The sequence below is a fragment of the Chitiniphilus shinanonensis DSM 23277 genome, assembly GCF_000374805.1.
GTDB lineage: Bacteria > Pseudomonadota > Gammaproteobacteria > Burkholderiales > Chitinibacteraceae > Chitiniphilus > Chitiniphilus shinanonensis.
Map to the genome: position 1 here is coordinate 26,972 of NZ_KB895352.1, position 25,067 is coordinate 52,038.

The following is a 25,067-nucleotide window of genomic DNA, read 5'->3' on the forward strand; positions in this document are numbered from 1 at the left end:
CGGTCAGCCCGCACGCTCCACGGTACGCGCCGCCACGTAGCGATTGCGCCCCGCGCCCAGGCCGGCGACCAGCGCGGCCACGCTCAACACGGTGAAGAACACGCCCAGCGGCGTCCAGCTGCCGCTGACGTCGTGGATGACCCCGACCGCGAACGGGCCCAGCGCCGCCAGCGTGTAGCCCACGCCCTGCGCCATGCCCGACAGGTGCGCCGCCACGTGCGGATCGCGGGCGCGCAGCACGATCAGCGTCAGCGCGACGCTGAAGGTACCGCCCTGCCCCAGCCCCAGCACGATGGCCCATGGCCACAGCTGCGACAACGGCGCGAACAGGCAGCCCAGCAAGCCGGCCCACGTCAGCACCAGCATCACCGCGATCACCAGCCGCTGGTCGCGCGCGCGGGTCGCCGCCCACGGCCCACCCAGCGCGGTCACCAGTTGCACCAGCACCGACACCGACATCACCCAACCGGCCGCCACCGGCGTCAGGCCGCGGTCGACCAGGATGCTGGGCAGCCAGCCGAACACGCAGTAGGCCAGCGACGACTGCAAACCCATGTAGAACGTGACCTGCCACGCCAGCGGGCAGCGCCACAGCCCGACCACGTCGAAGCCCTGCCGATGATGGCCCTGGTCGGCGCGGCGCAACTGCGGCAGCCAGAGCGCGGCGGCGAGCACCGCGGGCAACGCCCAGAACGCCAGCGCCGGCTGCCAGTGCCCGTCGAACGCCAGCCGCAGCGGTTCGGTGGCGCCGGCCGCCACCGCCGCGCCCAGGCACAGCGCCATGGTGTACAGGCCGGTCATGGTGCCGGGATGGTGCGGGAAATCGCGCTTGACGATGCCCGGCAGCAGCACACCGATGATGCCGATGCTGGCGCCGGCGATGGCGGTGCCGACGAACAGCGCCACCGGCCCCAGCAACGCGCGCAGCACCAGTCCCGCCGCCAGCAGCAGCAGGATGGCGAACGCGGTGCGCTCCGCCCCCCAGCGTCGGGCCAGCCGCGGCGCCAGCGGCGCGAACAGGCCCAGGCACAGCACCGGCAGGGTGGTCAGCAGGCCGGCGGCGCTGGCGCCCAGCCCCGTATCGCCGCGCAGCGCCCCCAGCACCGGCGCCACGCTGGACAACGCGGGACGCAGGTTGAGCCCGACCAGGATCATGCCGATCACCAGCATGACCGGATTGAAGGCGGGCGGGCGCGGTGGCGGAACGTCGTCGATCTCGGCATCGACGATGGGCTGGGGCAGATCGTGCAACGGCTGGGTCACTGCAAAAACTCCTGAAAACGAAGAGGCGGCCACCACGGCGGTGGCGAACGCGGGGAAACGAGTGGGCTGGCTTCGGGCCTACCGGCCGGCCAGGTCGTCCAGCAGCGGCTGGATCACCAGGCGGGCGGCCTCGGCTGCCGCTTCGCCGTCACCGGCGGCGATGGCGTCGTACACCACCACGTGGCTGGCCAGGTCGGGATCGCTCAGCGTCTCGTCGAGCACCGAATTGAGCACGCCCTCGCGGATCGCGTCGGAAAAGAAGTCGTAAAGCGCGGTCAGCACCGGGTTGTGCGCGGCGGCGACCGTGGCGCGATGGAAGGCGAGGTCGCGCCGCGCGAAATCGGCCGCATCGTCGTGGTCGCCCAGTTCGCCGCGCTCGACCAGCGCCGCGCGCAGCGCCGCCAGGTCGGTGTCGGTGCGGCGCAACGCCGCCAGCCGCGCCGCGCTCATCTCCAGCAGCGCCCGCGCCTCCAGGTGCTCGCGCGGCGAGGCGCGCGACAGCGCGCCGATGGCGGCGACCGGATCGGTGCGACTGGCCACGTAGGTGCCGTCGCCCTGGCGCACGTCGAGCACACCGCAGAACGCCAGCACCCGCACCGCCTCGCGCACCGTGTTACGGCTGACGCCCAGCGACGCCGCCAGCTCCGGCTCCACCGGGATGCGGCTGCCCAGCGGGTAGGCGCCCTGCGCGATGCGCTCGCGCAGCGCCAGCACGGCGAGATCGACCAGCGATGGCTTTTCCAGCATGGCATCCATCCAATCATCCAATGATTGGATGAATTCTAACGTGCTCGTCCAAGCCGGGCCATGCGGGGTTTCCCGGCGGCGGTGTGTGGTGTGTGGTGTGTGGTGTGTGGTGTGTGGTGTGTGGTGTGTGGTGTGTGGTGTGTGGTGTGTGGTGTGTGGTGTGTGGTGTGTGGTGTGTGGTGCGGTATGCGGTATGCGGTGGGCGGTGGGCGGTGGGCGGTGGGCGGTGGGCGCATCGCGGCAACGGGCAACAAAAAACCCATCGTCGCCGATGGGTTTTTCGTCAGGGCGCGGGGATCGCTCAGGGTTTTTCCACGTAGACCTTCATGCCGGGGCGCAGCGGGCGCGGGTTCCAGCGCTTCAGGTCGGCCAGCGCCACCTTGTAGCGCTCCGCGATCTCCGACAGCGTGTCGCCGCGCTTGACCACGTAGGTGCGCGCCTTGTCGCGGCCGTTCCTGCCGTTCTCGGCGCGGGCCGGCGCGGCCTTGCCGTCCACCTTGAGCTGCTGGCCGGCGCGAATCTGGTTGCCGCGGATGCCGTTGAGCGCCTTCAGTTCCTCGACGCTCATGTCGAAACGCTGGGCGATGCTGAACAGCGTATCGCCGCGGCCGACCCGATAGCGGCCGGACTTCTTCGGCACTTCGCGCGGCTTGTCCTGCTCGCCGGTATCCACCGGATCGGACACCTTGTTCACCGCCAGCGCGTTCAGCGCCACCCGCTCCTGCACGTCCACGCCCGGCGCCAGCGGCACCAGGATGGTCTGGCCGCGTGCCACCTGCTCGCGGCCGGAGATATCGTTGATCTCGCGCAGCTCGGACGGCGCGATGCCGTAGCTGCGCGCCAGCTCGTCGAAGCTTTCACCGGGGCGCGTCACGTAGGGCTGCCAGTTGAGCAGCGGCTGCGAATACGCGGCCAGATTGCGCTTGAACAGATCGACCTTGTCGATCGGCAGCACCAGGGTGCGGTCGTCCTTGTAGGCGATCACCGGGCGGATGAAGCCGGGATTGAGCTTGAGCAGCTCGTCCACCGGCACCTGCGCCAGCTCGGCGGCCACCTGCACGTCCATGTGCTTGCCGGTGGTGATCGCGGCGAAATACGGATCGTTGGCCAACGGGCCCAGGTCGATGCCGAACGCCTCGGGGTCGGCGATGATGTTGCGCACCGCCAGCAGCTTGGGCACGTAGTTCTCGGTTTCCACCGGCTTGCGGATGTCGGCGTAGGTCAGCGGCAGCCCGGCCTCGCGGTTGCGCGCCAGCGCGCGGCCCACCGCGCCCTCGCCCCAGTTGTAGCTCGCCAGCGCCAGCTGCCAGTCGCCGAACATGCCGTACAGCATCTGCAGGTAGTCGAGCGCGGCATTGGTCGAGGCCACCACGTCGCGCCGGCCGTCGTACCACCAGGTGCGCTCCAGGCCATATTGCTTGCCGGTGGCGGGGACGAACTGCCACATGCCGCCGGCCAGCGCGTGCGACTCGGCCTTGGGGTTGTACGCCGACTCGATCATCGGCAGCAGCGCGATCTCCATCGGCATGCCGCGCTTTTCCACCTCGGCCACCACGTAGTACAGGTAGCGGCCGCCGCGCTCTACGATGCGCCGCAGGTAGTCGGGCCGGCTGGCGTAGTAGTTCTCCCATTTCTCGACCAGCGGGCTGTCCAGGTCGTTCATGGCGAAACCGGCGCGCACGCGGCCCCACAGGTCGTCGTACAACGCGCGGTTGTAGTCGCCGAACAGCAACTCGGCGACCATGGGATCGACCGGTTCGACGGCAAGGGGAGCGGGGGAAGGTGCCGCCGGCTTGGGCGCGGCGTGCGCCACGGCGGCGCACGCCAGGATGGCGGCGATCAGGCAATACTTCATCGGACGCACTGCTTTGAAACAATTGCCGAATGGTGCGGGGGCCGACCGGGCACTGTCAACGCCGGCCAGCCGTCGCGCCAGGGTCAGCGAAACCCGTTGCGCCGCCGCCGCAGCTCGGTGAAGCACGCCAGCGGCGTCGCCGTGCCGGTCAGCGCCATCAGGGCAGGCTCGCCGGCGCGCAGGAACGGGTTGGTGGCGCGCTCCAGCGCGATGCTGGACGGCAACGTCGACTCGTCGCGCTCGCGCCGCGCGCTGTCCCGACGCCAGCGCTCTTCCAGCGCCGGATGGCCGGGCTCCAGTTCGCGTGCGAAGCGCAGGTTGGTCAGCGTGTATTCGTGGGTGCAGCACACCAGGGTGTCGGCGGGCAGCGCGGCCAGCCGCGCCAGCGAATCGAACATCTGGGCCGGCGATCCTTCGAACAGCCGGCCGCAACCGCCGCCGAACAGCGTATCGCCGCAGAACAGCCACGGCGCCGCCAGGTAGGCCAGGTGGTCCAGCGTGTGGCCCGGCACCGCCAGCACCTCGAACACCGTGCCCAGCGCCTCGACGCGGTCGCCCTCGCCCACCGGGTGGGTGACGCCCGCCACGCGCCGGGGGCCATGGACGGCCAGTTCCGGCCAATCGGCGGCGAGAACCGGCAGGCCGCCGACGTGGTCGGAGTGATGATGGGTGACCAGCACCGCCCGCAGCGCCAGCTCATGCCGGCGCAGCCAGGCGGACAACGGCGCCGCGTCGCCGGGATCCACCGCCAGCGCCGCCCGGCCGTCGTGCAAAACCCAGATATAATTGTCTTCCAGTATCGGCAAGGCTTCGAGCGACAGCATGACATCCTCCAGCGGCAACGCCGGCAACGGCGACGCCAATTCGTTCCAGTATTTTGCAGCGTGGCTCGACACGCCGCTAGGCAGCTACGTGGCGGCCGAGGAAAGCGGCTGGTTCGAGCGCACCGCCGCCGACCTGTTCGGCTACAAGGCGCTGCAACTGGAACTGCCGGTCATCGACTGCCTCAAGTCCAACCGCATGCCGTGGCGTGCGCTGGCCGGACGCTCGGCCGGCTGCCAGATCGCCTGCACCCCCGAGCAACTGCCGTTCGCCAACCAGACGCTCGACCTGATCGCCCTGCCCCATGTACTCGATTTCTGCGCCGATCCGCACCAGGTGCTGCGCGAGGCCGAGCGGGTGTTGCTGCCGGAAGGCCGCCTGCTGATCACCGGCTTCAACCCGTGGAGCCTGTGGGGCCTGAAGCGGCTGCACCGCCGTACCGAACTGCCGTGGCAAGGGCACTTCCTGGCGTTGCCGCGCCTGAAGGACTGGCTGGCCCTGCTGGGGCTGGAGACGCGGCGCGGCGAGTTCGTCTGCTATCGCCCGCCGATCCAGCGCAACGGCTGGCTGGAGCGCACCCGTTTCCTGGAGGACGCCGGCGACCGCTGGTGGCCGGCGGCCGGCGGCGTGTACTGCCTGGAAGTGGTCAAGCGCGTGGTCGGCATGCGCATCATCGAACCGCAGTGGCGCCGGGTGCCGACCGCTTCGCCGACCTCCGCCGCGGTGGTGGAGAAGATGCGGCTGCAGGCGTCTAAAGACCGTTGTAAGGGCCTGTGAATCGAGTTTGCCGGAAGCTGAAAGTGATGCACTGACAAGCCCCCGGCAAAGCCGGGCGCGAACCGCGAGCGGTATTCCGGCTACGGCCCTTCCCTGCTTGATTCCACTCCCCCCGCCCTCGCCGCCGCGAGGGAGCTTGTCGTAGTGAACTTGCCTGCCGGAAGGGAAAAACAGTGTCGTATGTTCCGACCGGCGTGGGGTCGCTCCGGTGAGCGTGGCGAGCGAGCACCGCGTTTCCCCCTCGATTTCGCTTCTCCCCCGCTTTGCACCACGAAGCGGAAACGAAAAACGCCCCACAAGCGGGGCGTTTTGTCGTTGGCGCTCAGTGCAGCGTGCCGTGGCGTTTCAGGTAGTCAGTGATCTCGTGCACCGCCAGTTGCGAGATATCCTTGGGCACCTCCTCCTGCACCATGCGCAGCGCTTCCTTGCTGAGCTGGCTGCGCATCAGCCCCAGGAAGCGGGGTGGCGCGATCAGGCAGAGCCGTTCGTAGCGATGCTCCACCCGTGCCTGCTCCAGGTATCCGCCGAGACTGCGCGAGAAACGCTCCGCCTCGTGCTGCGCGGCATCCAGGCGCGGCTGACCGGAGTGCCCCTGCGGCGCGACCCCGCTGGCGTAACGGCCCTCGGCGTCGGAATTGATGTCGCGGTTCTGCGCCCGGCCTTCCGGGTGGGCGAAGGACTCGATCTCGCGCAGGCGGGTACGCCCGTCCACTTCGAAGATGCGCGCGCGGCTGGCATCGGCCGCCAGAATCCAGGTTTTGGTCATACGATACGCTCCTTGAAGAAGGTACTCGGACACACTCGGCCGGCGAGGCATCCTTCTGTTGCGACCCGCTTCCCGCCACCGGGTTCTTGCCGGCGGGCAGGCCATCGGCAAGCCCGATATACTGCACGCCCGAACAGCACCACCCCGGCATCAGGAAACACATGGCAACACTAGAGATCTATACCGACGGCGCCTGCAAGGGCAACCCTGGGCCGGGTGGCTGGGGCGCGCTGATGCGCTACCTGTCCGACGGCCAGGTGCAGGAAAAGGAACTGTTCGGCGGCGAATCGCAGACCACCAACAACCGCATGGAGCTGATGGCGGTGATCGAGGCGCTGGCCGCCCTCAAGCGCCCGTGCGCGCTGACGCTGTATACCGACTCGCAGTACGTGAAGAACGGCATCGAGACCTGGATCCACAACTGGAAGAAGAACGGCTGGAAGACCGCCGACAAGAAGCCGGTGAAGAACGCCGACCTGTGGCAACGGCTGGACAGCGAAGTCCACAAGCACCAGGTGACCTGGCGCTGGGTCAAGGGACACGCCGGCCACACCTTCAACGAGCGCGCCGATCAGTTGGCCAACCGCGGCGTGGAAGGCGTGCTCGGCGCGTGACACACTGCGCGGCCTGTCGATTCGCCCTGCCACCCGCCAACCCATGACCGCCCGCCAGCCCGCCGTCCCGTTCATCCTGGTCACCGTCTTCCTCGACGTGATCGGCTTCGGCCTGATCATCCCGGTACTGCCGGGGCTGATCGGCGACTTCACCGCCTCGCGCGACCAGCAGGCGTACTGGTTCGGCGCGCTCACCGCCGCCTATGGCCTGATGCAGTTCGGCTGCGCGCCGCTGCTGGGCGCGTTGAGCGATCGCTTCGGCCGCCGCCCGGTGCTGCTGCTGTCGATCTTCGGCCTGGGTTGCGACTTCCTGCTGATGGCGCTGGCGCCCAACCTGTGGGTGCTGTTGCTGGCGCGGCTGCTGGGCGGCGCCACCGGCGCCAATTTCTCGGTCGCCAACGCCTACATCGCCGACGTCACTCCGCCGGAACAACGCGGCCGCGGCTTCGGCGCGCTGGGCGCGGCGTTCGGCCTGGGCTTCATCGTCGGGCCGATGCTGGGCGGCCTGCTCGGCGCCACCGATGTGCGCCTGCCGTTCTACGTCGCCGCCGGATTATCGTTGCTCAACGCCGCGTATGGCCTGTTCGTGCTGCCCGAATCGCACCCGGTCGCCAAGCGCGTGGCGTTCTCCTTCGCCCGGGCCAATCCGTTCTCCGCGCTGTGGTCGCTGGCGCAGTTGCGCGGCGTCGGCAGCCTGATCGCCGTCTACACGCTGTTCATGCTGGCGCAGTTCGTGTTGCACGCCACCTGGGTGCTGTACACCACCTTCCGCTTCGACTGGACCCCACGCGAGAACGGCATCTCGCTGTTCATCGTCGGCCTGGTCGGCGCGGTGGTGCAGGGTGTGCTGCTCGGCCGCCTGATGCGGCACTGGGGCGAACGCCGGCTGGTGTACATCGGCTTCGCGTCCGGCGCCATCGCCTACGTGGCCTATGGCCTCGCCACCGAGGGCTGGATGATGTACTGCATCATCTTCGCCAACCTGCTGTCGTTCGCCGCCGCCCCGGCGTTGCAGGCGCAGATTTCCAAGGCGGTGTCGCCGGAGCACCAGGGCGTGGCGATGGGCTCGCTCAGCTCGATCAGCAGCCTGATGCTGGTGGTGGCGCCGTTGCTGGCATCGCCGCTGCTGGCCAGGGTCAGCCACCTGCCGTCGGGCGATTGGCGCATCGGCGCCACCTTCTTCCTCAGCGCCGGCTTGCAGGCATTGGCCCTGCTGATGGCGGTCGTCCATTTCCGGCGTCATCCGCTGCCTCACACCCTGCCCTGAGCCGTCACGGCAGGTTAAACTTGCCGCCGTTGTCCCGCACCACCGGAGTCCCCCCATGCGCCAGATCATTCTCGATACCGAAACCACCGGCCTCAGGGTCGAAGACGGCAACCGCATCCTGGAAATCGCCGCCGTCGAGATGATCGACCGCAAGCTGTCCGCCCCCGAACGCCACCTGCACCGCTACATCAACCCGGAACGCGACAGCGAGGAAGGCGCGCTGAACGTGCACGGGCTGACCACCGAATTCCTGGCAGACAAGCCCAAGTTCGCCGACATCGTCGACGAGTTCCTGCAATTCGTCGCCGGCGCCGAGCTGATCATCCACAACGCGCCGTTCGACGTGGGCTTCCTCGACGAGGAACTGGGCCGGCTCGGCCGTGGCCGCATCGGCGATTACGTGGCCGGCGTGGTGGACACGCTGAAGATGGCCAAGGACAACTTCCCCGGCAAGCGCAACAGCCTGGACGCGCTGTGCGACCGCTACGAGATCGACCGCAGCGGCCGGACCCTGCACGGCGCGCTGATCGACTGCGAACTACTGTCCGAGGTCTACCTGGCGATGACCCGCGGCCAGGACAGCCTGCTGATCGACTTCCTGGCCGACGGCGGCAGCGGCGATCCGGTGGCCGACGCCGCCCGCCGCGCCGCGCGCAAGCCGCGTATCGTCACCCGACCCAATGCCGAGGAGGCCGCCGAGCACGCCGCCTACCTCGATGAACTCGACAAGATCGTCAAGGGCGACTGCCTGTGGCGCAGTTACGAGCCCAAGCCCGTGACGGAAGCCGAAGCCGCATGACCGCCATCGCCCTGGTGCCCGCCGCCGGCAGCGGCAGCCGCATGGGCAGCGCCCAGCCCAAGCAATACCTGCCGCTGGCCGGACAGCCGCTGATCTGGCACACGCTGAGCGCGCTGCACGCCGTGCCCGAGCTGGAACGCGTGGTGGTGGTGATCTCGCCGGACGACCAGGTCTGGGACAGCCACGACTGGTCCGCCTTCGACCGGCTGCAAGTGCTGCGCGTCGGCGGCGACACCCGCGCGCAGAGCGTGCTCAACGGCCTGGAGGCGCTGCGCGCCGAATATCCCGCCGCCTCCGCCCCGGCGCCCGCCCCCGCGCGCAAGCTGGAGCGGGTCTCGATCAGCATCAGCCTCGACGTATTCCCACGCGAAGCGACACCGCAACCCGAACTGTCGCAGGACGGCCCCTGGGTGCTGGTGCACGACGCCGCGCGGCCTTGCATCGACCCGGCGCTGGTGTCCGGCATGATCGCCCGGCTGCAACACGACCCGGTCGGCGGCATCCTCGCGGTGCCGGTGGCCGACACGCTGAAACTGGCGCGGCCCGGCGAGCGCATCGCCCACACCCAGCCGCGTACCGGCCTGTGGCAGGCGCAGACGCCGCAGATGTTCCGTCTGCACGCGCTGGCCGACGCGCTGGCCGGCGGCACCGGCGCCGACATCACCGACGAAGCCAGCGCGCTGGAGCGGCTGGGCCATTCGCCAGTACTGGTGATGGGCAGCCCGTGGAACCTCAAGGTCACCTATCCGCAGGACCTGCGCCTGGCCACGCTGGTGCTGGCCGCGCACGCGGAACAGCAGGACTGAACACCCCGACTCAAATGGCTGAACACCTGCACATCGCCGCAGGCGACAAGGACGAACGCTACCGCGCGCTGTTGCCGCAGCTGGAAGCGCTGCTGGCCGGCGAGCCCGACCCGATCGCGCGCATGGCCAACGCCGCCGCCGCGCTGGCGGCCACCTTCGGCTGGCTGTGGGTGGGCTGTTACCGCGTGATCGGCGACGAACTGGTACTCGGCCCGTTCCAAGGCCCCATCGCCTGCACCCGCATCGGCCACGGCAAGGGCGTGTGCGGCGCCGCCTGGGCGCGCAACGCCACCGTGGTGGTGCCGGACGTGGATGCGTTCCCCGGCCATATCGCGTGTTCGTCGGCGGCGCGCTCCGAGATCGTGGTGCCGCTGCGCGACGCCACCGGCCGGGTGACCGGCGTACTCGACGTGGACCATCACCTGCCCGCCGCCTTCGACGCGGTGGATGCCGCGCACCTGGAAGCCGTCGCGCGCTTGATCGGCGGCATCCCGCTCAACATTCCGTCGCCGGACGGCACCAAGGACATCGCATGAGAATCGGACAAGGCTGGGACGTGCACCGGCTGGTGGAAGGACGCCCGCTGATCCTGGGCGGCGTGACCATTCCCTTCGAGCGCGGCCTGCTCGGGCACTCGGACGCCGACGCGCTGCTGCACGCAGTGACCGACGCCATCCTCGGCGGCGCCGGGCTGGGCGACATCGGCCGGCACTTCCCGGACACCGCCGTCGAGTTCAAGGGCGCCGACAGCCGCGTGCTGCTGCGCGAGGCGGTGCGCCGGGTGCACGACGCCGGCTGGCGCGTCGGCAACGTCGACGCGTCGATCCTGATCCAGCAGCCCAAGATGGCGCCGCATATCCCGGCCATGGTCGCCAACCTGGCGGCCGACCTGGGCATCGAGCCCGGCTGCGTCAACGTCAAGGCCAAGACCTACGAGAAACTGGGGCCGGTCGGCGCGTCCGAGGCGGTGGAAGCCCAGGCGGTGGCGCTGCTGCTGCCGCGCTGACGCCTGTTCCGCACCACGCCCGCCGCCGCGGTGACAGCGGACACGCCCGCGCCGCGCGCCGGGAACTCCCGGCTATTTCGCGGGGCCCATCGGGCATATGCTGGAATGATCCAGCCCCCAGCCGGAGCGCCGCCATGAAACGCCTGCTCGCCTGTTGCCTGTTCGCCCTCGTCGCCGGCTTCGCGCTGGCCGAGCGCCTGGACGTGGTTCCCCTCCAGCACCGCACCGCTGAAGACCTCGCGCCGGTGCTGCGCGGCGCCATCCCCAAGGCGTCGTTCCAGCCGATGAACAACCAGCTCATCGTGCGCAGCCCCGACACCGCCACCTACCAGCAGGTGCTGGACCTGCTGGCCCGCATCGATCAGCCGGCGCGCAACCTGACTGTGACCGTGGAGCAGCGCGAAGGCGAAAGCCGCAGCGGCCGCACCCTGGCGCTGGACGGCATCGGCATTTCCAATCGCGGCTTCGGCATCGGCATCCGCCTGTTCGGCGGCGGCAGTCGCAGCGACAGCGTCGCCACCCAGAGCGTGCGGGTGCTCGACGGCCAGCACGCCTTCGTGCGCCTGGGCAGCGAGCGCTTCTATCCCTCGATCGGCTTCGGCTACCGTCCCGGCTACAGCATCGTGCTGGCCGGCGGCACCTGGGTCGGCGCCGGCACCGGCTTCTGGGCCGAGCCGCGCGTGGTCGGCGACAACCAGGTGCTGCTGCGCCTGTACCCGGAAAGCAGCCGCTTCGAACCGGACGGCAGCATCAGCGAGCACAGCGTCTACGGCGAAGTGCGCGGGCAACTGGGCGAGTGGCTGCCGGTGGGCCAGTCGACCATCGCCCGCGCCGGCAGCAACCAGGGCACGAGCGGCACCAGCAGCAGCGGCTACACCGTGTGGGTCAAGGTCGATCCGGCGCCGTGAGCGCGGTCTGGATGGCGTAGACGAAATGAAGCGGGGCGGCCAAGGCCGCCCCGCTTCTTTACGGTGAATCGTGTCGCAAGCTGCGAGCGGCGACACAATTGATGACACGCCCTAGCCCAGCGCCTTGCCGTCGGCGATCCAGCGCGCGTGATGCTCGCGGATCAGGTGCACCGCATCCTCGACGGTATCGACCACGATGGGAATCTGCATGTCGATCGGGCTGGCCAGCGCCGCGCCGGATTCGACCATGGTGCGCTTGGCCCAGTCGAGCAGCTCGTGCCACATGTCGCCGACCAGGATCAGCGGAGTGTCGTACAGCTTGCGCACCTGGAGCAACTGCCACACCAGTGACAGCTCCAGCAGCGTGCCGATCCCGCCGGGAGTGACGATGAAGGCGTTGGAGCGTTGCACGAAGTGGTGCAAGCGCGAGAAGAACGTCTTGTGCTCGTAGGTGCGGCCGACGAAGTCGTTCACGCTCTGTTCGAAATCGAGGTCGATGCGGATGCCGACCGAGGCTTCGGGGTTGTCCGGCGCGGCCTGGGCGGCGCCCTCGTTGGCGGCCTGCATCAGGCCGGGACCGCCGCCGGTGACGATGCGGCAGCCCATGGCGGCCAGCTCGGCGGCCAGGTATTTCACCGACTGGTAGGCCGGCGTGTGGTCCTGGATACGGGCGGAGCCAAAAATCGTGACGTGATAATGCTCGGTATGCGCCGGGCGCAAGCGCGACAGATCGTCGACCGTATCCCAAAGCTTGAGTACCGCATCCGAGACGATGCGCAGCGCTTCGTCGTCGTCCACCACCCCGATGGGTTTGTTTTTGGGATTGATCAAGACAGGTCCTACGTTCAAATGGATGGCCGACAAGCGTAGCTTGGCTGGCGCGGCCAAGGCAAGCCGGCGACGACCGGCGCCTTGGGCAGGACCGGCGCAAATTCATGATTCACAAGGAATTTTCCCAAGTTGCACCGTGGCGGGTGCGCAACGCTGCCCGTGAAATCGGCCTCGCCCCCGAACCACCCTAAGCAATTGATAAACATAGGTTTTCACTGTATCACCGTGAAACAGTATGGCCATACCCGTTGCGGGGCCCGGTCTGCGCTACCGATGATGGCGCCACCGGCAGGCAACTATTGCCGCCGGGCCAAAAAGAGGATGAGAGGAGCCCCCGATGAAGAAGCAATCCCCCCGAGTGCGCGCCAGCCAGCTGTGCGCCGCCCTGCTGATCGGCCTGGGCGGCCTGGCCGCCAGCCCCGGCGCCTGGTCGGCCCCGACCTGGCAGGAAGGCGCCACCTACAGCGCCGGCACCGTGGTCAGCTACAACGGCCGCGACTACCGCGCGCTGGTCACCCACACCGCCTTCGCCGGCGCCAACTGGAACCCCGCCGCCACGCCGACGCTGTGGCAGGACATCGGCCCCGCCAGCGGCACGCCGACCCCCACCCCGACGCCGGTCCCGACTCCGACCGCGACGCCGGTGCCCACCCAGACACCGACCCCGACCCGCGCGCCCACGCCGACGCCCAACGCCACGCCGACCCCCGCGCCCGGCACCTGCTACCAGGCGTGGAGCGCCGGCGCCGTCTACACCGGCGGCCAGCGTGTGACGCACAACGGCGTCAATTACGAAGCCCGCTGGTGGACCCAGGGCGACAATCCCGCGCAGTCCGGCGAATGGGGCGTGTGGAAATCCCTCGGCAACTGCGGCGCCACCACGCCGGTGCCTACCCCGACACCCAATCCGACGCCGACCCCGACGGTCACCCCGAACCCGACGCCCGCCCCCACGCCGGTGCCGACGCCAGCGCCCAGCGGCACGCCGGTCGAGCGCAACGGCCAGCTCAAGGTGTGCGCCAACAACCTCAACCTGTGCAACGAGCGCAACGAGGCGGTACAGCTGCGCGGCATGAGCACCCACGGCATCCAGTGGTACGGCTGGGGCAGTTGCCTGACCGAAGGTTCGCTCGACGCGCTGGCCAACGACTGGAAGGCCGACGTGCTGCGCATCTCGCTCTACGTGCAGGAAGGCGGCTACGAAAGCAATCCGGCCGGCTTCACCGCGCAGGTGGACAAGCTGATCGACGAGGCCACCGAACGCGGCATGTACGCGCTGGTGGACTGGCACCAGCTCGATCCCGGCGACCCCAACTACAACCTGGCGCGCGCCAAGACCTTCTTCACCCACATCGCGCAGAAGTACGGCAACCAGAAGAACATCATCTACGACGTGGCCAACGAGCCGAACAACGTGAGCTGGACCCGCATCCGCGAATACGGCGAGCAGATCATCCCGGTGATCCGCGCCATCGACCCGGATTCGCTGATCCTGATCGGCACCCACGGCTGGGGTTCGTTCGGCGTGTCCGACGGCCGCTCGGTGGACGACATCGTCAACGATCCGGTGCGCTACGCCAACATCATGTACACCTTCCACTTCTACGCGGCGTCGCACGGCGACCAGTACCTGAACGAGCTGAAGAAGGGCGCGGAGAAGCTGCCGGTGTTCGTGACCGAGTGGGGCTCGCAGACCGCCAGCGGCGACGGCGCCAACAACTTCACCATGACCCAGAAGTACCTCGACTTCCTGGCGCAGAAGAAGATCAGCTGGACCAACTGGAACTACTCGGACGACTTCCGTTCCGGCGCGGTCTGGCAGAGCAACACCTGCGCCAGCGGCAACTGGAGCGCCAGCAACCTCAAACCGGCGGGCGAGTTCGTGCGCAACGCCATCCGCAATCGCTGAGCGTCATCCGGTAGCGATGCAGGGCGCGGCATGATGCCGCGCCCTTTTTTTCCCACGTGACCGGGAGCCACGGCAGCGACGCCGGCAGAAACTTTTTTTTCCACGCTTAACCCGATCCTCCACGTGGCTGCGTTCCATGGTCATCCTCAACCGGAGCCCGACCATGAATACCCGTCCGCTCGTCATCGCCGTCAGCCTGGTGCTCGCCGCCTGCGGCAGCACCGAAACCGCCCGCAACGCCGCACCGGCCGACGCGCCGGCACCGCGCCAGGAAGCCGCCGCCCAGGAGTTTGCCGCCCCCGAAGTCGCCACCGCCCAGGACAGCGCGGCCGCCGCGCCGGCACCTGCCCGTGCCAAGCAGGCCGAGGCGCAGATGCTGTACCGCCCGGCGATCATGCCGGCGCCGCAACCGTATCCCGTTATCGAGGAGCGCGAGCGCTACGCCGCCATCGACGAAAGCGCGGTCAAGGTGGTGGCCGAGGCGCCCGTCTCCACCTTCGCCATCGACGTGGACACCGGCGCCTACGCCAACGTGCGGCGCCTGCTGAACCAGGGCCGCCTGCCGCCGGCCGACGCGGTGCGGGTGGAGGAACTGGTGAACTACTTCCCCTACGACTACCCCGCCGTCGCCAACGGCCGGCCGTTCGCGGTGCACACCGAGATCGCCCCGGCGCCGTGGGGCACCGACAAGCACCTGCTGCGCATCGGCATCAAGGCGCAGGAGATCCAGCGGCAGGCGCTGCCGCCGGCCAACCTGGTGTTCCTGGTGGACGTATCCGGCTCGATGCATTCGCGCGACAAGCTGCCGCTGTTGCAGGCATCGCTCAAGCTGCTGGCGCGGCAGTTGCGGGCGCAGGACACGGTGGCGCTGGTCACCTACGCCGGCCAGAGCGGCGTGGTGCTGCCCCCTACCCGCGACCGCGCCGCGCTGCTGGCCGCCATCGACCAGTTGCAGGCCGGCGGCAGCACCGCCGGCGAGTCGGGCATCCGGCTGGCCTACGCCACCGCGCGCCAGGCGTATGTCGCGGGCGGCATCAACCGCGTGCTGCTCGCCACCGACGGCGACTTCAACGTCGGCGTCGCCGACGTGGATACGCTCAAGCAACTGGTGGCGCGCGAACGCGCCAGCGGCGTGTCGCTGACCACGCTGGGCTTCGGCACCGGCAACTACCACGAGGCGTTGATGGAGCAGCTGGCCGACGTCGGCAACGGCAGTTACCACTACATCGACACCCTCAACGAAGGCCACAAAGTGCTGGTCGAGGAAATGACCAGCACCCTGGCGACGGTGGCGCGCGACGTGAAGATCCAGATCGAATTCAACCCGGCCGAAGTCGCCGAGTACCGCCTGATCGGCTACGAAAACCGCGCGCTGCGCCGCGAGGACTTCGACAACGACAAGGTGGACGCCGGGGACGTCGGCGCCGGCCACACCGTCACCGCGCTGTACGAGCTGACCCTGGCCGGCGGCGCCGGGCGGGTGGCGCCGCTGCGCTACGCCAGGCCGGCTGCCGCCGGGAACAGCAAGGGCGAGCTGGCCCACCTGCGCCTGCGCTACCAGCCGCCCGCCGGCGGCGCCAGCCGCTTGCTGGAGATCCCGCTGCAAAAACGCCAGGTACGGCCCAGCTTCGCCGCCGCCAGCGACGATTTTCGCTTCGCCAGCGCCGTGGCCGGCTTCGGCCAGTTGCTGCGCGGCGGGCGCTACGTGGACGACCTCGACTACGCGGCGGTGCGTCGCATCGCCGCCGGCGCGCGCGGTGCCGACCCGTTCGGCTATCGCGCCCAGTTCGAGCAACTGGTCACGCTGGCCGACACGCTGACCCCGGCCACGGCCGCGCCGCGCGATGAGTGAGCTGCGGCTCGCGGCGGCGGGCGGCACCGCATACAGTAGCGGCATGCCCACCGACCTCGATCCCGACAGCGACGAAGCGCTGATGCTGGCCTGGCGCGACGGCGACACCGCCGCCTTCGACGCGCTGTACGCCCGCCACCGCGTGCGGCTGTACCGCTTCCTGGTGCGCGAGACCGGCAGCGTCGCCGCCGGCGACGAGCTGTTCCAGGAAACCTGGCTCACGCTGATCCGCCAGCGCCACGCCTACCAGCCGTGGGCGCGCTTCAGCACCTGGCTGCTGGAGACCGCCCACCGCCGGCTGATCGACTGGCACCGCCGGGAAAAGCGCCACCGCTGGGACAGCGATCTGACCGACGCCGACGCCATCGCCGACCGTTGCCCGACCCCCGAGGCCAGCGCCGCCGGCCGCCAGGCCGGCGCGCGGCTGCTCGATTGCCTGGGCACGCTGCCACCCGAACAGCGCGAAGCCTTTCTGCTCAAGGAGGAACACGCGCTGGGCCTGGCCGAGATCGCGCGCCTTACCGGCGTCGCCGCGGAAACCGTCAAGAGCCGGGTCCGCTACGCGCTGGCCAAGCTGAAGGCCTGCATGGGAGAACTGCTGTGAGCGAGCACGACGATCTGCCGCACGACGAAGCGCTCAGCCGGCACTACCGCGCGTTGCCGCCGCTGGCGCCGTCCGCCGGGCTGGACGCCGCCATCCGCGCCGCCGCGCATCGCGCCGTGAAGCCGCGCCGTAGCGGCATCCTGGCGCGCCTGCGCCTGGGCGGCGGCCCCGGCTGGGCGGCCGTCTGCGCCACGCTGGTGATCGGCGGCTTCGCCTATCAGCTGTGGCAAGGCATGCGCCCCGCACCGACCGCCATCCAGGGCGAACCGCCCGCCGACACCGCGCCGGCCACCGCGCAGCCGGAACAGCAACCGGCCATCGTGGCGGAAGCCATTCCGAACGCCGCCGCCAAGCAGGAGACCATCGCCGGCGCACCGCGAGCCGCCCCCAAGCGCGAACGAGCGCCGCAACCGCCTGCCGCCCGAGCGCCCGCGCAAGCTCCCGCCCAAGCTCCGGCGCCTGCCGCGCCGGAACCGGCCGCACAGGACAGCCTGGCCGCCGCACCGGCGCCATCGATGGACTTCTACTACACACCGCCGGCCCAAGCCGTCGCCGAAGCCCCGGCGGCCGCACCGGCGCCCGTCGCCCCATTGCAACGCCAGCGCGAAGCACAGGCGATGCGCGCGCCACCGGCAGCCGCATCGCATGCCGCCAAGGCGCACGCCGACGAAGTGGCGCCGTTCGCCGCCAGCGAACCGGCATCGCTGCCGGAAGCGCTGGCGCGGGTGCGCGCGCTGCTGGCCCGTGGCGACCTGGACGGCGCGCGCGCCGCCTGGCAGGCGTTGCGGCGGCACCACCCCGCTGGCGAACTGCCGGACGACCTGCGGCACCGCTTCGAGGACGACGACGCTCCGGCTGCCTCGGCGCCCGACTAGGCAAATCGCCAGCCGGACGCAGGCGGCACGCCGCCGGGCGCATCGCGCCACCCGCCAGGTCGGGCGGATGGACGCGGCAACCCGGCGGCGCGACGGCGGTCCCTCTGTTTTGCACGCCCCGCCATCCACGTGGAAAATCGGGGCAGCCCGGCACGCGCCGGGCCAAGGGGGCGTCGATGCCGGTCATCGCGTCGCGGCCGCACGGCCGCCGCCAGCCGGCGAGGAGCTGCCTTGCCCGCCGTCGCCCGTTCCCTGTTCCTGTTGCTTGTCCTGCTGTGCTTCGGTCCAGCCGCCCCCGCGCGTGCCGGCGACGCGATCGCGCTGGCCGCCGATACCCCTCTGCAACTCGACCTGCCGCTCGACCAGGACGGCGTCCGCTACCGCGACGGCAGCGTGGTGGCGGTGCTGCCGCCACAGGCGGGGATCGCCACGCTGACCCACGCCGACGACGTGCTGCGCCTGGGCTTCACCCCGGCGCGCGGGTACGACGGCGAGGTGGTGATCCGCTACGCGCTGCGCGCCGACGGCGGCACCGTCACCCCGGCATCGCTCACCGTGGACGTGGCGCCGCGCGCGGCGCCGGGCAGCGGCAGCGACGCCGAAGCGCTGGCCTGGGCGCAGACCGGCTACGCCCGCCGCGCCGCCACCAGCCAGCTGGCCAACGTCAACCCGCGGCTGACCCAGCTGCACCAGGAACACGCACCGCGTGCGCGCAGTTCCCTGGGCCTGTACCTGGACGGCAAGGCATTGCCGCTGCCGTCGCAGCGCGCGGTGGAAGGGTTGTCGGACCTGCTGCCCGGCGACCTGTCGCTGTGGAGCGCCGGCTCGCTCTACGTCGGCACCGACAGCGGCGTGGATTTCACCAGCGGCGGGCTGAGCCTGGGCGCGGACTACCTGGTGTCGCCCATGTTCAGCGCCGGGCTCAGCCTGGGCTACGGGCGCGGCGACAACGCGGTGGGCGACGACAGCGCGCAGCAGTCGGACAACGCGGCGCTCACCTTCTACGGCAGCTTCCGCCCGTGGTCATCGTTCTACCTGGACGCGGCGCTGGGCTACGGCTGGCTGCGCAACGATCCGTCCCGGCTGCGGCGCGAGGACGACGCCTACGCCACGGCTCGGCGGCGCGGCAGCCAGGCCTACGGGTCGCTGGCGTTCGGCTACGACTACCGGATGGACCGGCTGCGCCTGAACCCCTACGGCCGCTTCGACATGACGCACTCGCAACTGGACGACTACCGCGAGGACGGCGCCCAGCCTGGCGCGCTGGCGGTGGGCGGCCAGGCGGTGCAGACGCGCTCCGGCACCGTCGGCATGTACATCGACCGGCCCATCCTGCTGGACACCGGCCGCCTCACCCCCAGCCTGCGCATGGAATACCAGTACTGGCTGCGCGATACCGACGACCTGACGCTGCGCTATGCGGACCAGCCCGACGGCGCCGTCCGTCGTGTCGAGGGCGCGGCCACCACCGGCTCGCAGAAAGTCTACGGCCTGGGGCTGGACTGGGCGCTGCCGGACGACCTGTCGCTGGGGCTGCGTGTCGACCGCATCGACGGCGAGGAGGAAAGCAGCCAGCGCGGCACGCTGAACGCGCGCAAACGCTTCTAGCGCCGGGCGCGAAGCTCGGCCGTAACACGCATCCCGGGCCGAAATCCATTACACCAAAAAAGGAGACAGCGGAAAGTTATCAAAAGAATCCATTGGCGAACGGTCAGAAAAATGACGTAATCATGAGCCGGGGCGTCTGTTGCGCCCGAACAACGCCGCTGGCTCCGCAGGCCGCCTCCCTCTAGAATTGAGCAAAACCCGCCGTAGACAGGTTCCCATGAAACTGATCACCTCGCTGACAAGTCCTTACGGAAGAAAAGTAAGCATCGTTCTGGCCGAGAAGCGTATCGAGTGCCAGGTCATGATCGCGTCGCCCTGGGAGGAAGGCACGATCGTCACCGAGTACAACCCGCTGGGCAAGGTGCCGGTGCTGATCCTCGACGACGGCAAGCCGGTCTACGATTCGCGCGTCATCGTCGATTACCTCGACCAGGTGTCGCCGGTGGGCCGGCTGATTCCGTCCGATCACCGCCAGGGGATCCGCGCCAAGCGCTGGGAAGCGCTGGCCGACGGCATCATCGATGCGGCCACGGTCATCGTGCAGGAACGCAAGCGCCCGCCGCGCCAGCGCTCCAGCGAGTGGATCGCGCGCCAGCAGGACAAGATCGACCGCGGCCTGGAGCAACTGAGCATCGATCTGGCCGATCGCAAGTGGTGCATGGGCGACAGCTACTGCCTGGCCGACATCGCCGTGGGCTGCCTGCTGGGCTATCTGGAGTTCCGCTTCCCCGAGCACGCGTGGGCCGACACTTATCCCAATCTGGCGGCGCTGTACGCGCGCCTGAACGAGCGCCAGGCATTCGTCGAGACCCGCCCGGTGGAGCCGGTCCCCGCCTGAACCCCGCCGGCAACAGCAAAACGCGCTGCACCTTGTCGGGCAGCGCGTTTTTCATTGGGGTTGCGGATCGTCGGCATTCGGTCACGGCACCGGGGCGAGCCGCCCTAACCCAGCGGCGGGTACTGCCGCGAGATCTCGCCGGCGGCGATCTGCGCCAGCGATTGCAGGATCAGCCGTTCCTCGCCGCTGAGCCGGCGCGGCCGGGTATCGACCACGAACACGCTGCCGATGCGCAGGCCGCCTTCCAGCACGATGGCGGCGCCGGCGTAGAAGCGCAGATGGGATTCCAGTACGGCCGGATGGTGGGCGAAACGCGGATCGAGCGTGGTGTCCGGCACCTCCAGCAGCGATTCCTCGGCCGCGATGAGATGGGTACAGAACGACAGTTCGCGCGCGCCCGATTGCAGCAGCGGCGTCTGCGCGGCCTTGAACCACGCGCGGTCGCTGGCCACCAGGCAGATGCCGCCGCCGTGGGCGTTGAGGGCATGGACCAGATAACCGACCAGTTCGTCGAACACCGCGTCCGGCGGCGAATGCAGGATCTTCAGCCGCGACAGGGCGGCGACGCGCGCGGTTTCGTTGGCAGGCAAGGGCGCTAGCATGGGTTGGCGCTCCAGACGCGTTTGGGCGGACATTCGGGTCGGCCGCTGCCGCCCGGTTGGGTGCCCATTCCCCGGTGAATCGATCCTTGTAAGCTTACAACCCGGCTCCCGGGCCGGCAATCACCCCAACTTGGCCATCAGCCCGGCGAGCATGGCGCGGCCTTCCTGTTTGGTGACGAGCGGTTCGGATTTGCCGCCAGCCAGTCGGCCCGACACCCGGATGTCCTCGGGCGGCAGCTCGTGCAGGAAGCGGCTGGGATGGGTGATCTGCCATTCGCCGGCGCGGCGGCGCTTGCCGCAATAGGTGATGGTCAGCGTGCGCTGGGCGCGGGTGATGCCGACGTACATCAGCCGCCGCTCCTCCTCGACCATGTTGCCCTCGATCGAGTTGGCGTGCGGCAGGATGTCCTCCTCGCAGCCGATCAGGAACACGTGCGGGTATTCCAGCCCCTTGGACGCATGCAGGGTGGTCAGCTTGACGGCATCCACCTCCTCGTCCTCGCGCCCTTCCAGCATGGTGATCAAGGCGATGGTCTGGGTGATCTCGATCAGGTCCTTGCCCTTTTCCTGGCCCTGCTTGGCCACCCAGCCGACGAAGTCCTGCACGTTCTTCCACTTGGTCTCGGCCGGGCGCGGCTCGTCGTTGTCGTACAGCCAGGTCTCGTAGTCGATGATGGCGAGCAGATCCTGCAACAGCGCGCCCGCCGGCTCGCTGCGCGCGCGGTATTGCAGCTGGTTGATGAAGGTGGCGAAGGTCTTGAGCGGTTCGTACTGCTGCGGCTGCACCTGGTGGATGAAGCCTTCCTCGAACACGGCGGCGAACAGCGACACATGCCGCTCCGAGGCATAGCTGCCCAGCCGCTCCAGCGTCACGTTGCCGACGCCGCGCTTGGGCGTGGTCACGGCGCGGATGAACGCCGGGTCGTCGTTCTCGTTGGCGACCAGCCGCAGGTAGGCCAGCAGGTCCTTGATCTCGGCGCGGTCGAAGAAACTCTGCCCACCGGAGATCACGTAGGGGATGCGCTGGGTGCGCAGCGCCGTCTCGATCACCCGCGCCTGGAAGTTGCTGCGGTAGAGGATGGCGTAGTCCTTGAAGCCGGTGCCGGCTTCGAACTTGTGCGCCTGGAGCTTCATGCAGATCAGCTCGGCCTCGTGCTCCTCGTTCTTGGCCTCGATGATTTGAATCGGATCGCCCACCCCCAGGTCGGACCACAGTGTCTTCTCGAACAGCTTGGGGTTGTTGGCGATCACCGCGTTGGCGCACTTGAGGATGCGCGCCACCGAGCGGTAGTTCTGCTCCAGCTTGATCACCTTCAGTTTCGGGAAGTCGGTCTGCAACAGCCGCAGGTTCTCCATGTTGGCGCCGCGCCAGGCGTAGATGCTCTGGTCGTCGTCGCCTACGGCAGTGAACTGGCCGGAGAGATCGGTCAGCATCTTCACCATCTGGTACTGGGTGGTGTTGGTGTCCTGGTATTCGTCGATCAGCAGGTAGCGCAAGCGCTGCTGCCACTTTTTCAGCACTTCCTCGTTGCTTTCGAACAGGTCCACCGGCAGGCGGATCAGGTCGTCGAAATCCACCGCCTGGTAGGCCAGCAGCGTGTCCTGGTAGGCGCGGTAGATGCGCGCCAGGTGCAGCTCGCCGTCGGAGTCGGCGCGCAGCAGCGCCTGCTCCGGCGCGACGCGGTCGTTCTTCAGCAGCGAGATATGCGACACCGTGGCGCGTACCAGCGCCTTGTCGGTGGTGGCCAGCAGGTCGGAGATGATCTTGCCGGCGTCGGCGGCGTCCAGGATCGAGAACTGCGGCTTGTAGCCCAGATGCCGCGCCTCTTCGCGCAGCAGGCGCATGCCCAGCGAGTGGAAGGTGGACACGGTCAGCCCGCGCAGCCGCGCCGGGTCGGTCAGCGCGCCGACGCGCTCCTGCATCTCGCGCGCGGCCTTGTTGGTGAAGGTGATGGCGGCGATGTTGCGGGCATCCATGCCGGCGCGCTCGATCAGGTAGACGATCTTCTGCGTGATCACCCGCGTCTTGCCCGAGCCGGCGCCGGCCAGCACGAGGCACGGGCCGTCCAGGTAGCGCACGGCGGCTTGTTGCGGGGCATTGAGGGTATGGAGCATGGACGGCCTGTGGAAGCGATCGACGGGAGCCCGGCCGGGCGGGCGCCATTTTACCTTGCCGATCAGGTCGCTACGCGCCCCACTGCACCCCTTGGCCCGAATGGCAGCATGTCGGCGCGGCGCAACGGGCGTCGGCGCTATACTCGCCGTTTGTCAGTCCGTTCTCCGAGGAAGCGTCATGTCCCGCCCGTTCTACCTGCTGCGCCACGGCCAGACCGAATACAACACGCTGCGCCGGCTGCAAGGCCGCTGCGATTCGCCGTTGACCGAACTCGGCCAGGCCCAGGCACGCAATATGGGCGAGGCGCTGCGCCGCCGCATCGGCGACGCGGCCGGCTGGCGCCTGCTGGCCAGCCCGCTGCCGCGGGCCCAGCACAGCGCGCGGCTGGTGGCCGAGGCGCTGGGGCTGCCGGCCGGCGCCATCGCCACCGACGAACGGGTGATCGAGGTGGGATTCGGCGATTGGGAAACCTGCCTGCGCGCCGACCTGGTGGCCGCCGACCCGTCGCTCGACACCGCGCTGGACTGGCATTTCCGCTCGCCCAATGGCGAATCGCTGGACGCGGTGCTGGCGCGCATCGACGACTTCCTTGCCGACACCGCCCTGCCCGAGCGGCTGATCGTGGTGTCGCACGGCCTGTTCGGCCGGCTGTTGCGCGGGGTCTACGCCGGGCTGGACCGCGCCGGCATCCTCAGCGGCGACATGCCGCAGGACGCGTTCTTCCACCTGAGCGGCGGGCGGATCGAGCGCATCGATTGCGCGATGGCCGAAACCACGCTCTAACCGCCTGTCGACGCTCATTCCGCGGCGGCACTCGAAGGGCGATCCGTCCTAACCGAGCGGCCGCGCCATGAACACCGCCACCTCGCCCTCCATCACCTCGTTCGGATCGTAGAGGGAGGTATCCAGCCCGCACACCGCGAAGCCTTGCGCCAGGTAGAAGCGGATGCCCGGCAGGTTGGTGTTCTGCGTTTCCAGCCACAGCTGCCGCGCCGGCGTGCCGAGCGCCACGTCGGCCACCTTGTCCAGCAGCAGCCGGCCCAGCCCCTGCCGACGCCGGGCGGGGCGCACGAACAGTCCGGTCAGTTCCATGCTGCGGTTCCAGGCTTCGTAATGCGCGGTGACGAAGCCGTCGATGCCGCCGGCGGGCGATTCCACCAGCCACGCGCAATCGGCGTCGACCACGTCGTCGGCCAGTTCCTCCAGGTCGTAGCACTTGCGGAACGGCTGGCTCAGCGCCTGTTCGCGCAGGGCGAAGCCCAGGCCGTCGCTATCCACCCGGTAGATGCGCTCGGTGCTGTAGCCGGCGTCGAAATCCAGCAAGGCGGCGTGGTCCCGCTGCCAGTCGATCTTGCGCAATAACATGAAAAACTCCTGCTGAGAGCCGTGCCGGTAGGAACGGCAGGCCGTCCGATAGTGCCCGCGATCCCGGCGGGCCGCCTACCTGCCCTTGGGCGGCGTCATTTCCTTGGGCCGGTAGTCGCATACGTCGGCCACCGCGCAGCGCCAGCACTCCGGGCGGCGCGCCTTGCAGACGTAACGCCCATGCAGGATCAGCCAGTGGTGCGCATCGTGGCGGAACTCGGGCGGCGTCACCTTGAGCAGTCTGTCCTCGACCGCGCGCACGTCCTTGCCCGGCGCGAGGCCGGTGCGGTTGGCGACGCGAAAGATATGCGTGTCGACCGCGATGGTCGGCTCGCCGAAGGCGGTGTTCATCACCACGTTGGCGGTCTTGCGTCCCACGCCGGGCAGCGCTTCGAGCGAATCGCGGTCGCGCGGCACCTCGCCGCCGTGGCGCTCGATCAGGATGCGACAGGTTTCCAGTAGGTGTTTGGCCTTGCTGCGATAGAGCCCGATGGTGGCGATATACGACTCCAGCCCTTCCTGGCCCAGCGCCAGGATCTGCGCCGGGGTGTTGGCCACCGGGAACAGCTTGCGGGTGGCCTTGTTGACGCCCACGTCAGTGGCCTGCGCCGACAGCAGCACGGCGGTCAGCAGCTCGAACGGGGTGGTGTATTCCAGCTCGGTGGTCGGCTTGGGGTCCAGTTCGGCCAGGCGCTGGTAGAAGATGCGGCGGGTGTCTTTATTCATGAGCCTATTTGGAAACTGCCTTTTTCATTTGGAAGATCCTGCCGCATCAAGCACCCGGCAAAGCCGGGTGCACGATATAAGCGATCCGCAAGCCACGGCTCATCCTTGCTC

Annotated in this window: 25 protein-coding genes; 15 read left to right on the top strand and 10 right to left on the bottom strand. The window is 69.2% G+C overall.

Translation table 11 applies throughout. The features are described 5' to 3' along the window. Nucleotides 1-3: 3 nt before the first annotated feature. The 4 genes from C556_RS0115760 to gloB form a co-directional block, all read right to left on the bottom strand. Nucleotides 4-1,263, bottom strand: coding sequence for a CynX/NimT family MFS transporter (locus tag C556_RS0115760; RefSeq protein ID WP_018749216.1), 1,260 nt, complete (start codon nucleotides 1,261-1,263; stop codon nucleotides 4-6). A gap of 78 nt (nucleotides 1,264-1,341) precedes the next feature. Beyond that, complete coding sequence (locus C556_RS0115765; protein WP_018749217.1) at nucleotides 1,342-2,019, bottom strand: FadR/GntR family transcriptional regulator; 678 nt, start codon at nucleotides 2,017-2,019, stop codon at nucleotides 1,342-1,344. Nucleotides 2,020-2,311: 292 nt separating this feature from the next. Beyond that, nucleotides 2,312-3,865 (bottom strand): lytic transglycosylase, encoded by a 1,554-nt coding sequence (locus C556_RS20700; RefSeq protein ID WP_018749218.1) that lies wholly within the window; start codon nucleotides 3,863-3,865, stop codon nucleotides 2,312-2,314. Between the two features lie 83 nt (nucleotides 3,866-3,948). After that, the gene (gloB, locus tag C556_RS0115775) at nucleotides 3,949-4,689 is read right to left on the bottom strand and encodes a hydroxyacylglutathione hydrolase (protein ID WP_018749219.1); all 741 of its coding nucleotides are present in this window, start codon (nucleotides 4,687-4,689) and stop codon (nucleotides 3,949-3,951) included. Between gloB and C556_RS20705 the strand changes: the two genes are divergently transcribed. After that, complete coding sequence (locus C556_RS20705; protein ID WP_018749220.1) at nucleotides 4,688-5,464, top strand: class I SAM-dependent methyltransferase; 777 nt, start codon at nucleotides 4,688-4,690, stop codon at nucleotides 5,462-5,464. The genes gloB and C556_RS20705 overlap by 2 nt on opposite strands. A gap of 322 nt (nucleotides 5,465-5,786) precedes the next feature. Here C556_RS20705 and C556_RS0115785 read toward each other — a convergent pair whose 3' ends face one another. Continuing rightward, on the bottom strand, nucleotides 5,787-6,230 hold the full coding sequence (locus C556_RS0115785) for a host attachment protein (protein WP_018749221.1): 444 nt from the start codon (nucleotides 6,228-6,230) through the stop codon (nucleotides 5,787-5,789). Between the two features lie 161 nt (nucleotides 6,231-6,391). Here C556_RS0115785 and rnhA point away from each other — a divergent pair, with 161 nt between their 5' ends. The 7 genes from rnhA (at nucleotide 6,392) to C556_RS0115820 (ending at nucleotide 11,630) form a co-directional block, all read left to right on the top strand. After that, nucleotides 6,392-6,844 carry a ribonuclease HI gene (rnhA, locus tag C556_RS0115790; protein WP_018749222.1) on the top strand — a complete coding sequence of 151 codons (453 nt, stop codon included), beginning with the start codon at nucleotides 6,392-6,394 and terminating at the stop codon, nucleotides 6,842-6,844. Between the two features lie 43 nt (nucleotides 6,845-6,887). Continuing rightward, nucleotides 6,888-8,111, top strand: coding sequence for a TCR/Tet family MFS transporter (locus tag C556_RS0115795; RefSeq protein ID WP_018749223.1), 1,224 nt, complete (start codon nucleotides 6,888-6,890; stop codon nucleotides 8,109-8,111). A gap of 55 nt (nucleotides 8,112-8,166) precedes the next feature. Further along, nucleotides 8,167-8,910: a DNA polymerase III subunit epsilon gene (dnaQ, locus tag C556_RS0115800; RefSeq protein WP_018749224.1), complete on the top strand. Its 744-nt coding sequence runs from the start codon at nucleotides 8,167-8,169 to the stop codon at nucleotides 8,908-8,910. Continuing rightward, nucleotides 8,907-9,716, top strand: a complete 810-nt coding sequence (locus tag C556_RS0115805) for an IspD/TarI family cytidylyltransferase (protein WP_018749225.1) — start codon at nucleotides 8,907-8,909, stop codon at nucleotides 9,714-9,716. The genes dnaQ and C556_RS0115805 overlap by 4 nt, the downstream gene beginning before the upstream one ends. Before the next feature lie 14 nt (nucleotides 9,717-9,730). After that, nucleotides 9,731-10,252 carry a free L-methionine (R)-S-oxide reductase MsrC gene (msrC, locus tag C556_RS0115810; RefSeq protein ID WP_018749226.1) on the top strand — a complete coding sequence of 174 codons (522 nt, stop codon included), beginning with the start codon at nucleotides 9,731-9,733 and terminating at the stop codon, nucleotides 10,250-10,252. Beyond that, entirely contained in the window at nucleotides 10,249-10,722 is a 474-nt protein-coding gene (ispF, locus tag C556_RS0115815) for a 2-C-methyl-D-erythritol 2,4-cyclodiphosphate synthase (RefSeq protein WP_040431298.1), read from the top strand. Before msrC ends, ispF begins: the two co-directional genes overlap by 4 nt. Nucleotides 10,723-10,856: 134 nt before the next feature. After that, nucleotides 10,857-11,630 (top strand): secretin N-terminal domain-containing protein, encoded by a 774-nt coding sequence (locus C556_RS0115820; protein ID WP_018749228.1) that lies wholly within the window; start codon nucleotides 10,857-10,859, stop codon nucleotides 11,628-11,630. 111 nt (nucleotides 11,631-11,741) lie between these two features. On the opposite strand, the gene C556_RS0115825 is transcribed toward C556_RS0115820, so the two are convergent. Continuing rightward, on the bottom strand, nucleotides 11,742-12,461 hold the full coding sequence (locus C556_RS0115825; protein WP_018749229.1) for an LOG family protein: 720 nt from the start codon (nucleotides 12,459-12,461) through the stop codon (nucleotides 11,742-11,744). A gap of 337 nt (nucleotides 12,462-12,798) precedes the next feature. Here C556_RS0115825 and C556_RS0115830 point away from each other — a divergent pair, with 337 nt between their 5' ends. The 6 genes from C556_RS0115830 (at nucleotide 12,799) to C556_RS0115855 (ending at nucleotide 20,147) form a co-directional block, all read left to right on the top strand. Next, nucleotides 12,799-14,370 (top strand): cellulase family glycosylhydrolase, encoded by a 1,572-nt coding sequence (locus C556_RS0115830; RefSeq protein ID WP_018749230.1) that lies wholly within the window; start codon nucleotides 12,799-12,801, stop codon nucleotides 14,368-14,370. A gap of 163 nt (nucleotides 14,371-14,533) precedes the next feature. After that, the gene (locus tag C556_RS0115835; RefSeq protein ID WP_018749231.1) at nucleotides 14,534-16,222 is read left to right on the top strand and encodes a vWA domain-containing protein; all 1,689 of its coding nucleotides are present in this window, start codon (nucleotides 14,534-14,536) and stop codon (nucleotides 16,220-16,222) included. Between the two features lie 43 nt (nucleotides 16,223-16,265). Next, nucleotides 16,266-16,826: an RNA polymerase sigma factor gene (locus C556_RS0115840; RefSeq protein ID WP_018749232.1), complete on the top strand. Its 561-nt coding sequence runs from the start codon at nucleotides 16,266-16,268 to the stop codon at nucleotides 16,824-16,826. Continuing rightward, on the top strand, nucleotides 16,823-17,701 hold the full coding sequence (locus C556_RS21830; protein WP_018749233.1) for a hypothetical protein: 879 nt from the start codon (nucleotides 16,823-16,825) through the stop codon (nucleotides 17,699-17,701). Before C556_RS0115840 ends, C556_RS21830 begins: the two co-directional genes overlap by 4 nt. 231 nt (nucleotides 17,702-17,932) lie before the next feature. Further along, nucleotides 17,933-19,309 (top strand): autotransporter outer membrane beta-barrel domain-containing protein, encoded by a 1,377-nt coding sequence (locus C556_RS0115850; protein ID WP_018749234.1) that lies wholly within the window; start codon nucleotides 17,933-17,935, stop codon nucleotides 19,307-19,309. Between the two features lie 217 nt (nucleotides 19,310-19,526). After that, nucleotides 19,527-20,147 carry a glutathione S-transferase gene (locus C556_RS0115855; RefSeq protein WP_026263147.1) on the top strand — a complete coding sequence of 207 codons (621 nt, stop codon included), beginning with the start codon at nucleotides 19,527-19,529 and terminating at the stop codon, nucleotides 20,145-20,147. Between the two features lie 104 nt (nucleotides 20,148-20,251). On the opposite strand, the gene C556_RS20715 is transcribed toward C556_RS0115855, so the two are convergent. Both C556_RS20715 and C556_RS0115865 read right to left on the bottom strand, forming a co-directional pair. Continuing rightward, a complete protein-coding gene (locus C556_RS20715) occupies nucleotides 20,252-20,749 on the bottom strand; it encodes a GAF domain-containing protein (RefSeq protein ID WP_157236208.1) in 498 nt (165 codons plus the stop codon). 120 nt (nucleotides 20,750-20,869) lie between these two features. Further along, on the bottom strand, nucleotides 20,870-22,864 hold the full coding sequence (locus C556_RS0115865; protein ID WP_018749237.1) for a UvrD-helicase domain-containing protein: 1,995 nt from the start codon (nucleotides 22,862-22,864) through the stop codon (nucleotides 20,870-20,872). A gap of 178 nt (nucleotides 22,865-23,042) precedes the next feature. On the opposite strand from C556_RS0115865, the gene C556_RS0115870 reads away from it, so the two are divergent. Beyond that, the gene (locus C556_RS0115870; RefSeq protein ID WP_018749238.1) at nucleotides 23,043-23,648 is read left to right on the top strand and encodes a histidine phosphatase family protein; all 606 of its coding nucleotides are present in this window, start codon (nucleotides 23,043-23,045) and stop codon (nucleotides 23,646-23,648) included. A gap of 48 nt (nucleotides 23,649-23,696) precedes the next feature. Here C556_RS0115870 and C556_RS0115875 read toward each other — a convergent pair whose 3' ends face one another. Beyond that, on the bottom strand, nucleotides 23,697-24,230 hold the full coding sequence (locus C556_RS0115875) for a GNAT family N-acetyltransferase (RefSeq protein ID WP_018749239.1): 534 nt from the start codon (nucleotides 24,228-24,230) through the stop codon (nucleotides 23,697-23,699). Between the two features lie 75 nt (nucleotides 24,231-24,305). Further along, on the bottom strand, nucleotides 24,306-24,956 hold the full coding sequence (gene nth / locus C556_RS0115880; RefSeq protein ID WP_018749240.1) for an endonuclease III: 651 nt from the start codon (nucleotides 24,954-24,956) through the stop codon (nucleotides 24,306-24,308). Nucleotides 24,957-25,067 lie beyond the last annotated feature (111 nt).

Excerpts from the sequence above, each read along its gene's own strand:
- msrC (WP_018749226.1), top strand. The coding sequence starts at position 9,731 with ATGGCTGAACACCTGCACATCGCCGCAGGCGACAAGGACGAACGCTAC.
- gloB (WP_018749219.1), bottom strand. The coding sequence starts at position 4,689 with ATGCTGTCGCTCGAAGCCTTGCCGATACTGGAAGACAATTATATCTGG.
- dnaQ (WP_018749224.1), top strand. The coding sequence starts at position 8,167 with ATGCGCCAGATCATTCTCGATACCGAAACCACCGGCCTCAGGGTCGAA.
- C556_RS0115870 (WP_018749238.1), top strand. The coding sequence starts at position 23,043 with ATGTCCCGCCCGTTCTACCTGCTGCGCCACGGCCAGACCGAATACAAC.
- C556_RS0115840 (WP_018749232.1), top strand. The coding sequence starts at position 16,266 with ATGCCCACCGACCTCGATCCCGACAGCGACGAAGCGCTGATGCTGGCC.
- C556_RS0115820 (WP_018749228.1), top strand. The coding sequence starts at position 10,857 with ATGAAACGCCTGCTCGCCTGTTGCCTGTTCGCCCTCGTCGCCGGCTTC.
- C556_RS0115830 (WP_018749230.1), top strand. The coding sequence starts at position 12,799 with ATGAAGAAGCAATCCCCCCGAGTGCGCGCCAGCCAGCTGTGCGCCGCC.
- rnhA (WP_018749222.1), top strand. The coding sequence starts at position 6,392 with ATGGCAACACTAGAGATCTATACCGACGGCGCCTGCAAGGGCAACCCT.
- C556_RS20700 (WP_018749218.1), bottom strand. The coding sequence starts at position 3,865 with ATGAAGTATTGCCTGATCGCCGCCATCCTGGCGTGCGCCGCCGTGGCG.
- C556_RS20705 (WP_018749220.1), top strand. The coding sequence starts at position 4,688 with ATGACATCCTCCAGCGGCAACGCCGGCAACGGCGACGCCAATTCGTTC.
- C556_RS0115805 (WP_018749225.1), top strand. The coding sequence starts at position 8,907 with ATGACCGCCATCGCCCTGGTGCCCGCCGCCGGCAGCGGCAGCCGCATG.
- C556_RS0115795 (WP_018749223.1), top strand. The coding sequence starts at position 6,888 with ATGACCGCCCGCCAGCCCGCCGTCCCGTTCATCCTGGTCACCGTCTTC.
- C556_RS0115785 (WP_018749221.1), bottom strand. The coding sequence starts at position 6,230 with ATGACCAAAACCTGGATTCTGGCGGCCGATGCCAGCCGCGCGCGCATC.
- nth (WP_018749240.1), bottom strand. The coding sequence starts at position 24,956 with ATGAATAAAGACACCCGCCGCATCTTCTACCAGCGCCTGGCCGAACTG.
- C556_RS0115765 (WP_018749217.1), bottom strand. The coding sequence starts at position 2,019 with ATGGATGCCATGCTGGAAAAGCCATCGCTGGTCGATCTCGCCGTGCTG.
- C556_RS0115875 (WP_018749239.1), bottom strand. The coding sequence starts at position 24,230 with ATGTTATTGCGCAAGATCGACTGGCAGCGGGACCACGCCGCCTTGCTG.
- C556_RS0115855 (WP_026263147.1), top strand. The coding sequence starts at position 19,527 with ATGAAACTGATCACCTCGCTGACAAGTCCTTACGGAAGAAAAGTAAGC.
- C556_RS0115835 (WP_018749231.1), top strand. The coding sequence starts at position 14,534 with ATGAATACCCGTCCGCTCGTCATCGCCGTCAGCCTGGTGCTCGCCGCC.
- ispF (WP_040431298.1), top strand. The coding sequence starts at position 10,249 with ATGAGAATCGGACAAGGCTGGGACGTGCACCGGCTGGTGGAAGGACGC.
- C556_RS0115865 (WP_018749237.1), bottom strand. The coding sequence starts at position 22,864 with ATGCTCCATACCCTCAATGCCCCGCAACAAGCCGCCGTGCGCTACCTG.
- C556_RS20715 (WP_157236208.1), bottom strand. The coding sequence starts at position 20,749 with ATGCTAGCGCCCTTGCCTGCCAACGAAACCGCGCGCGTCGCCGCCCTG.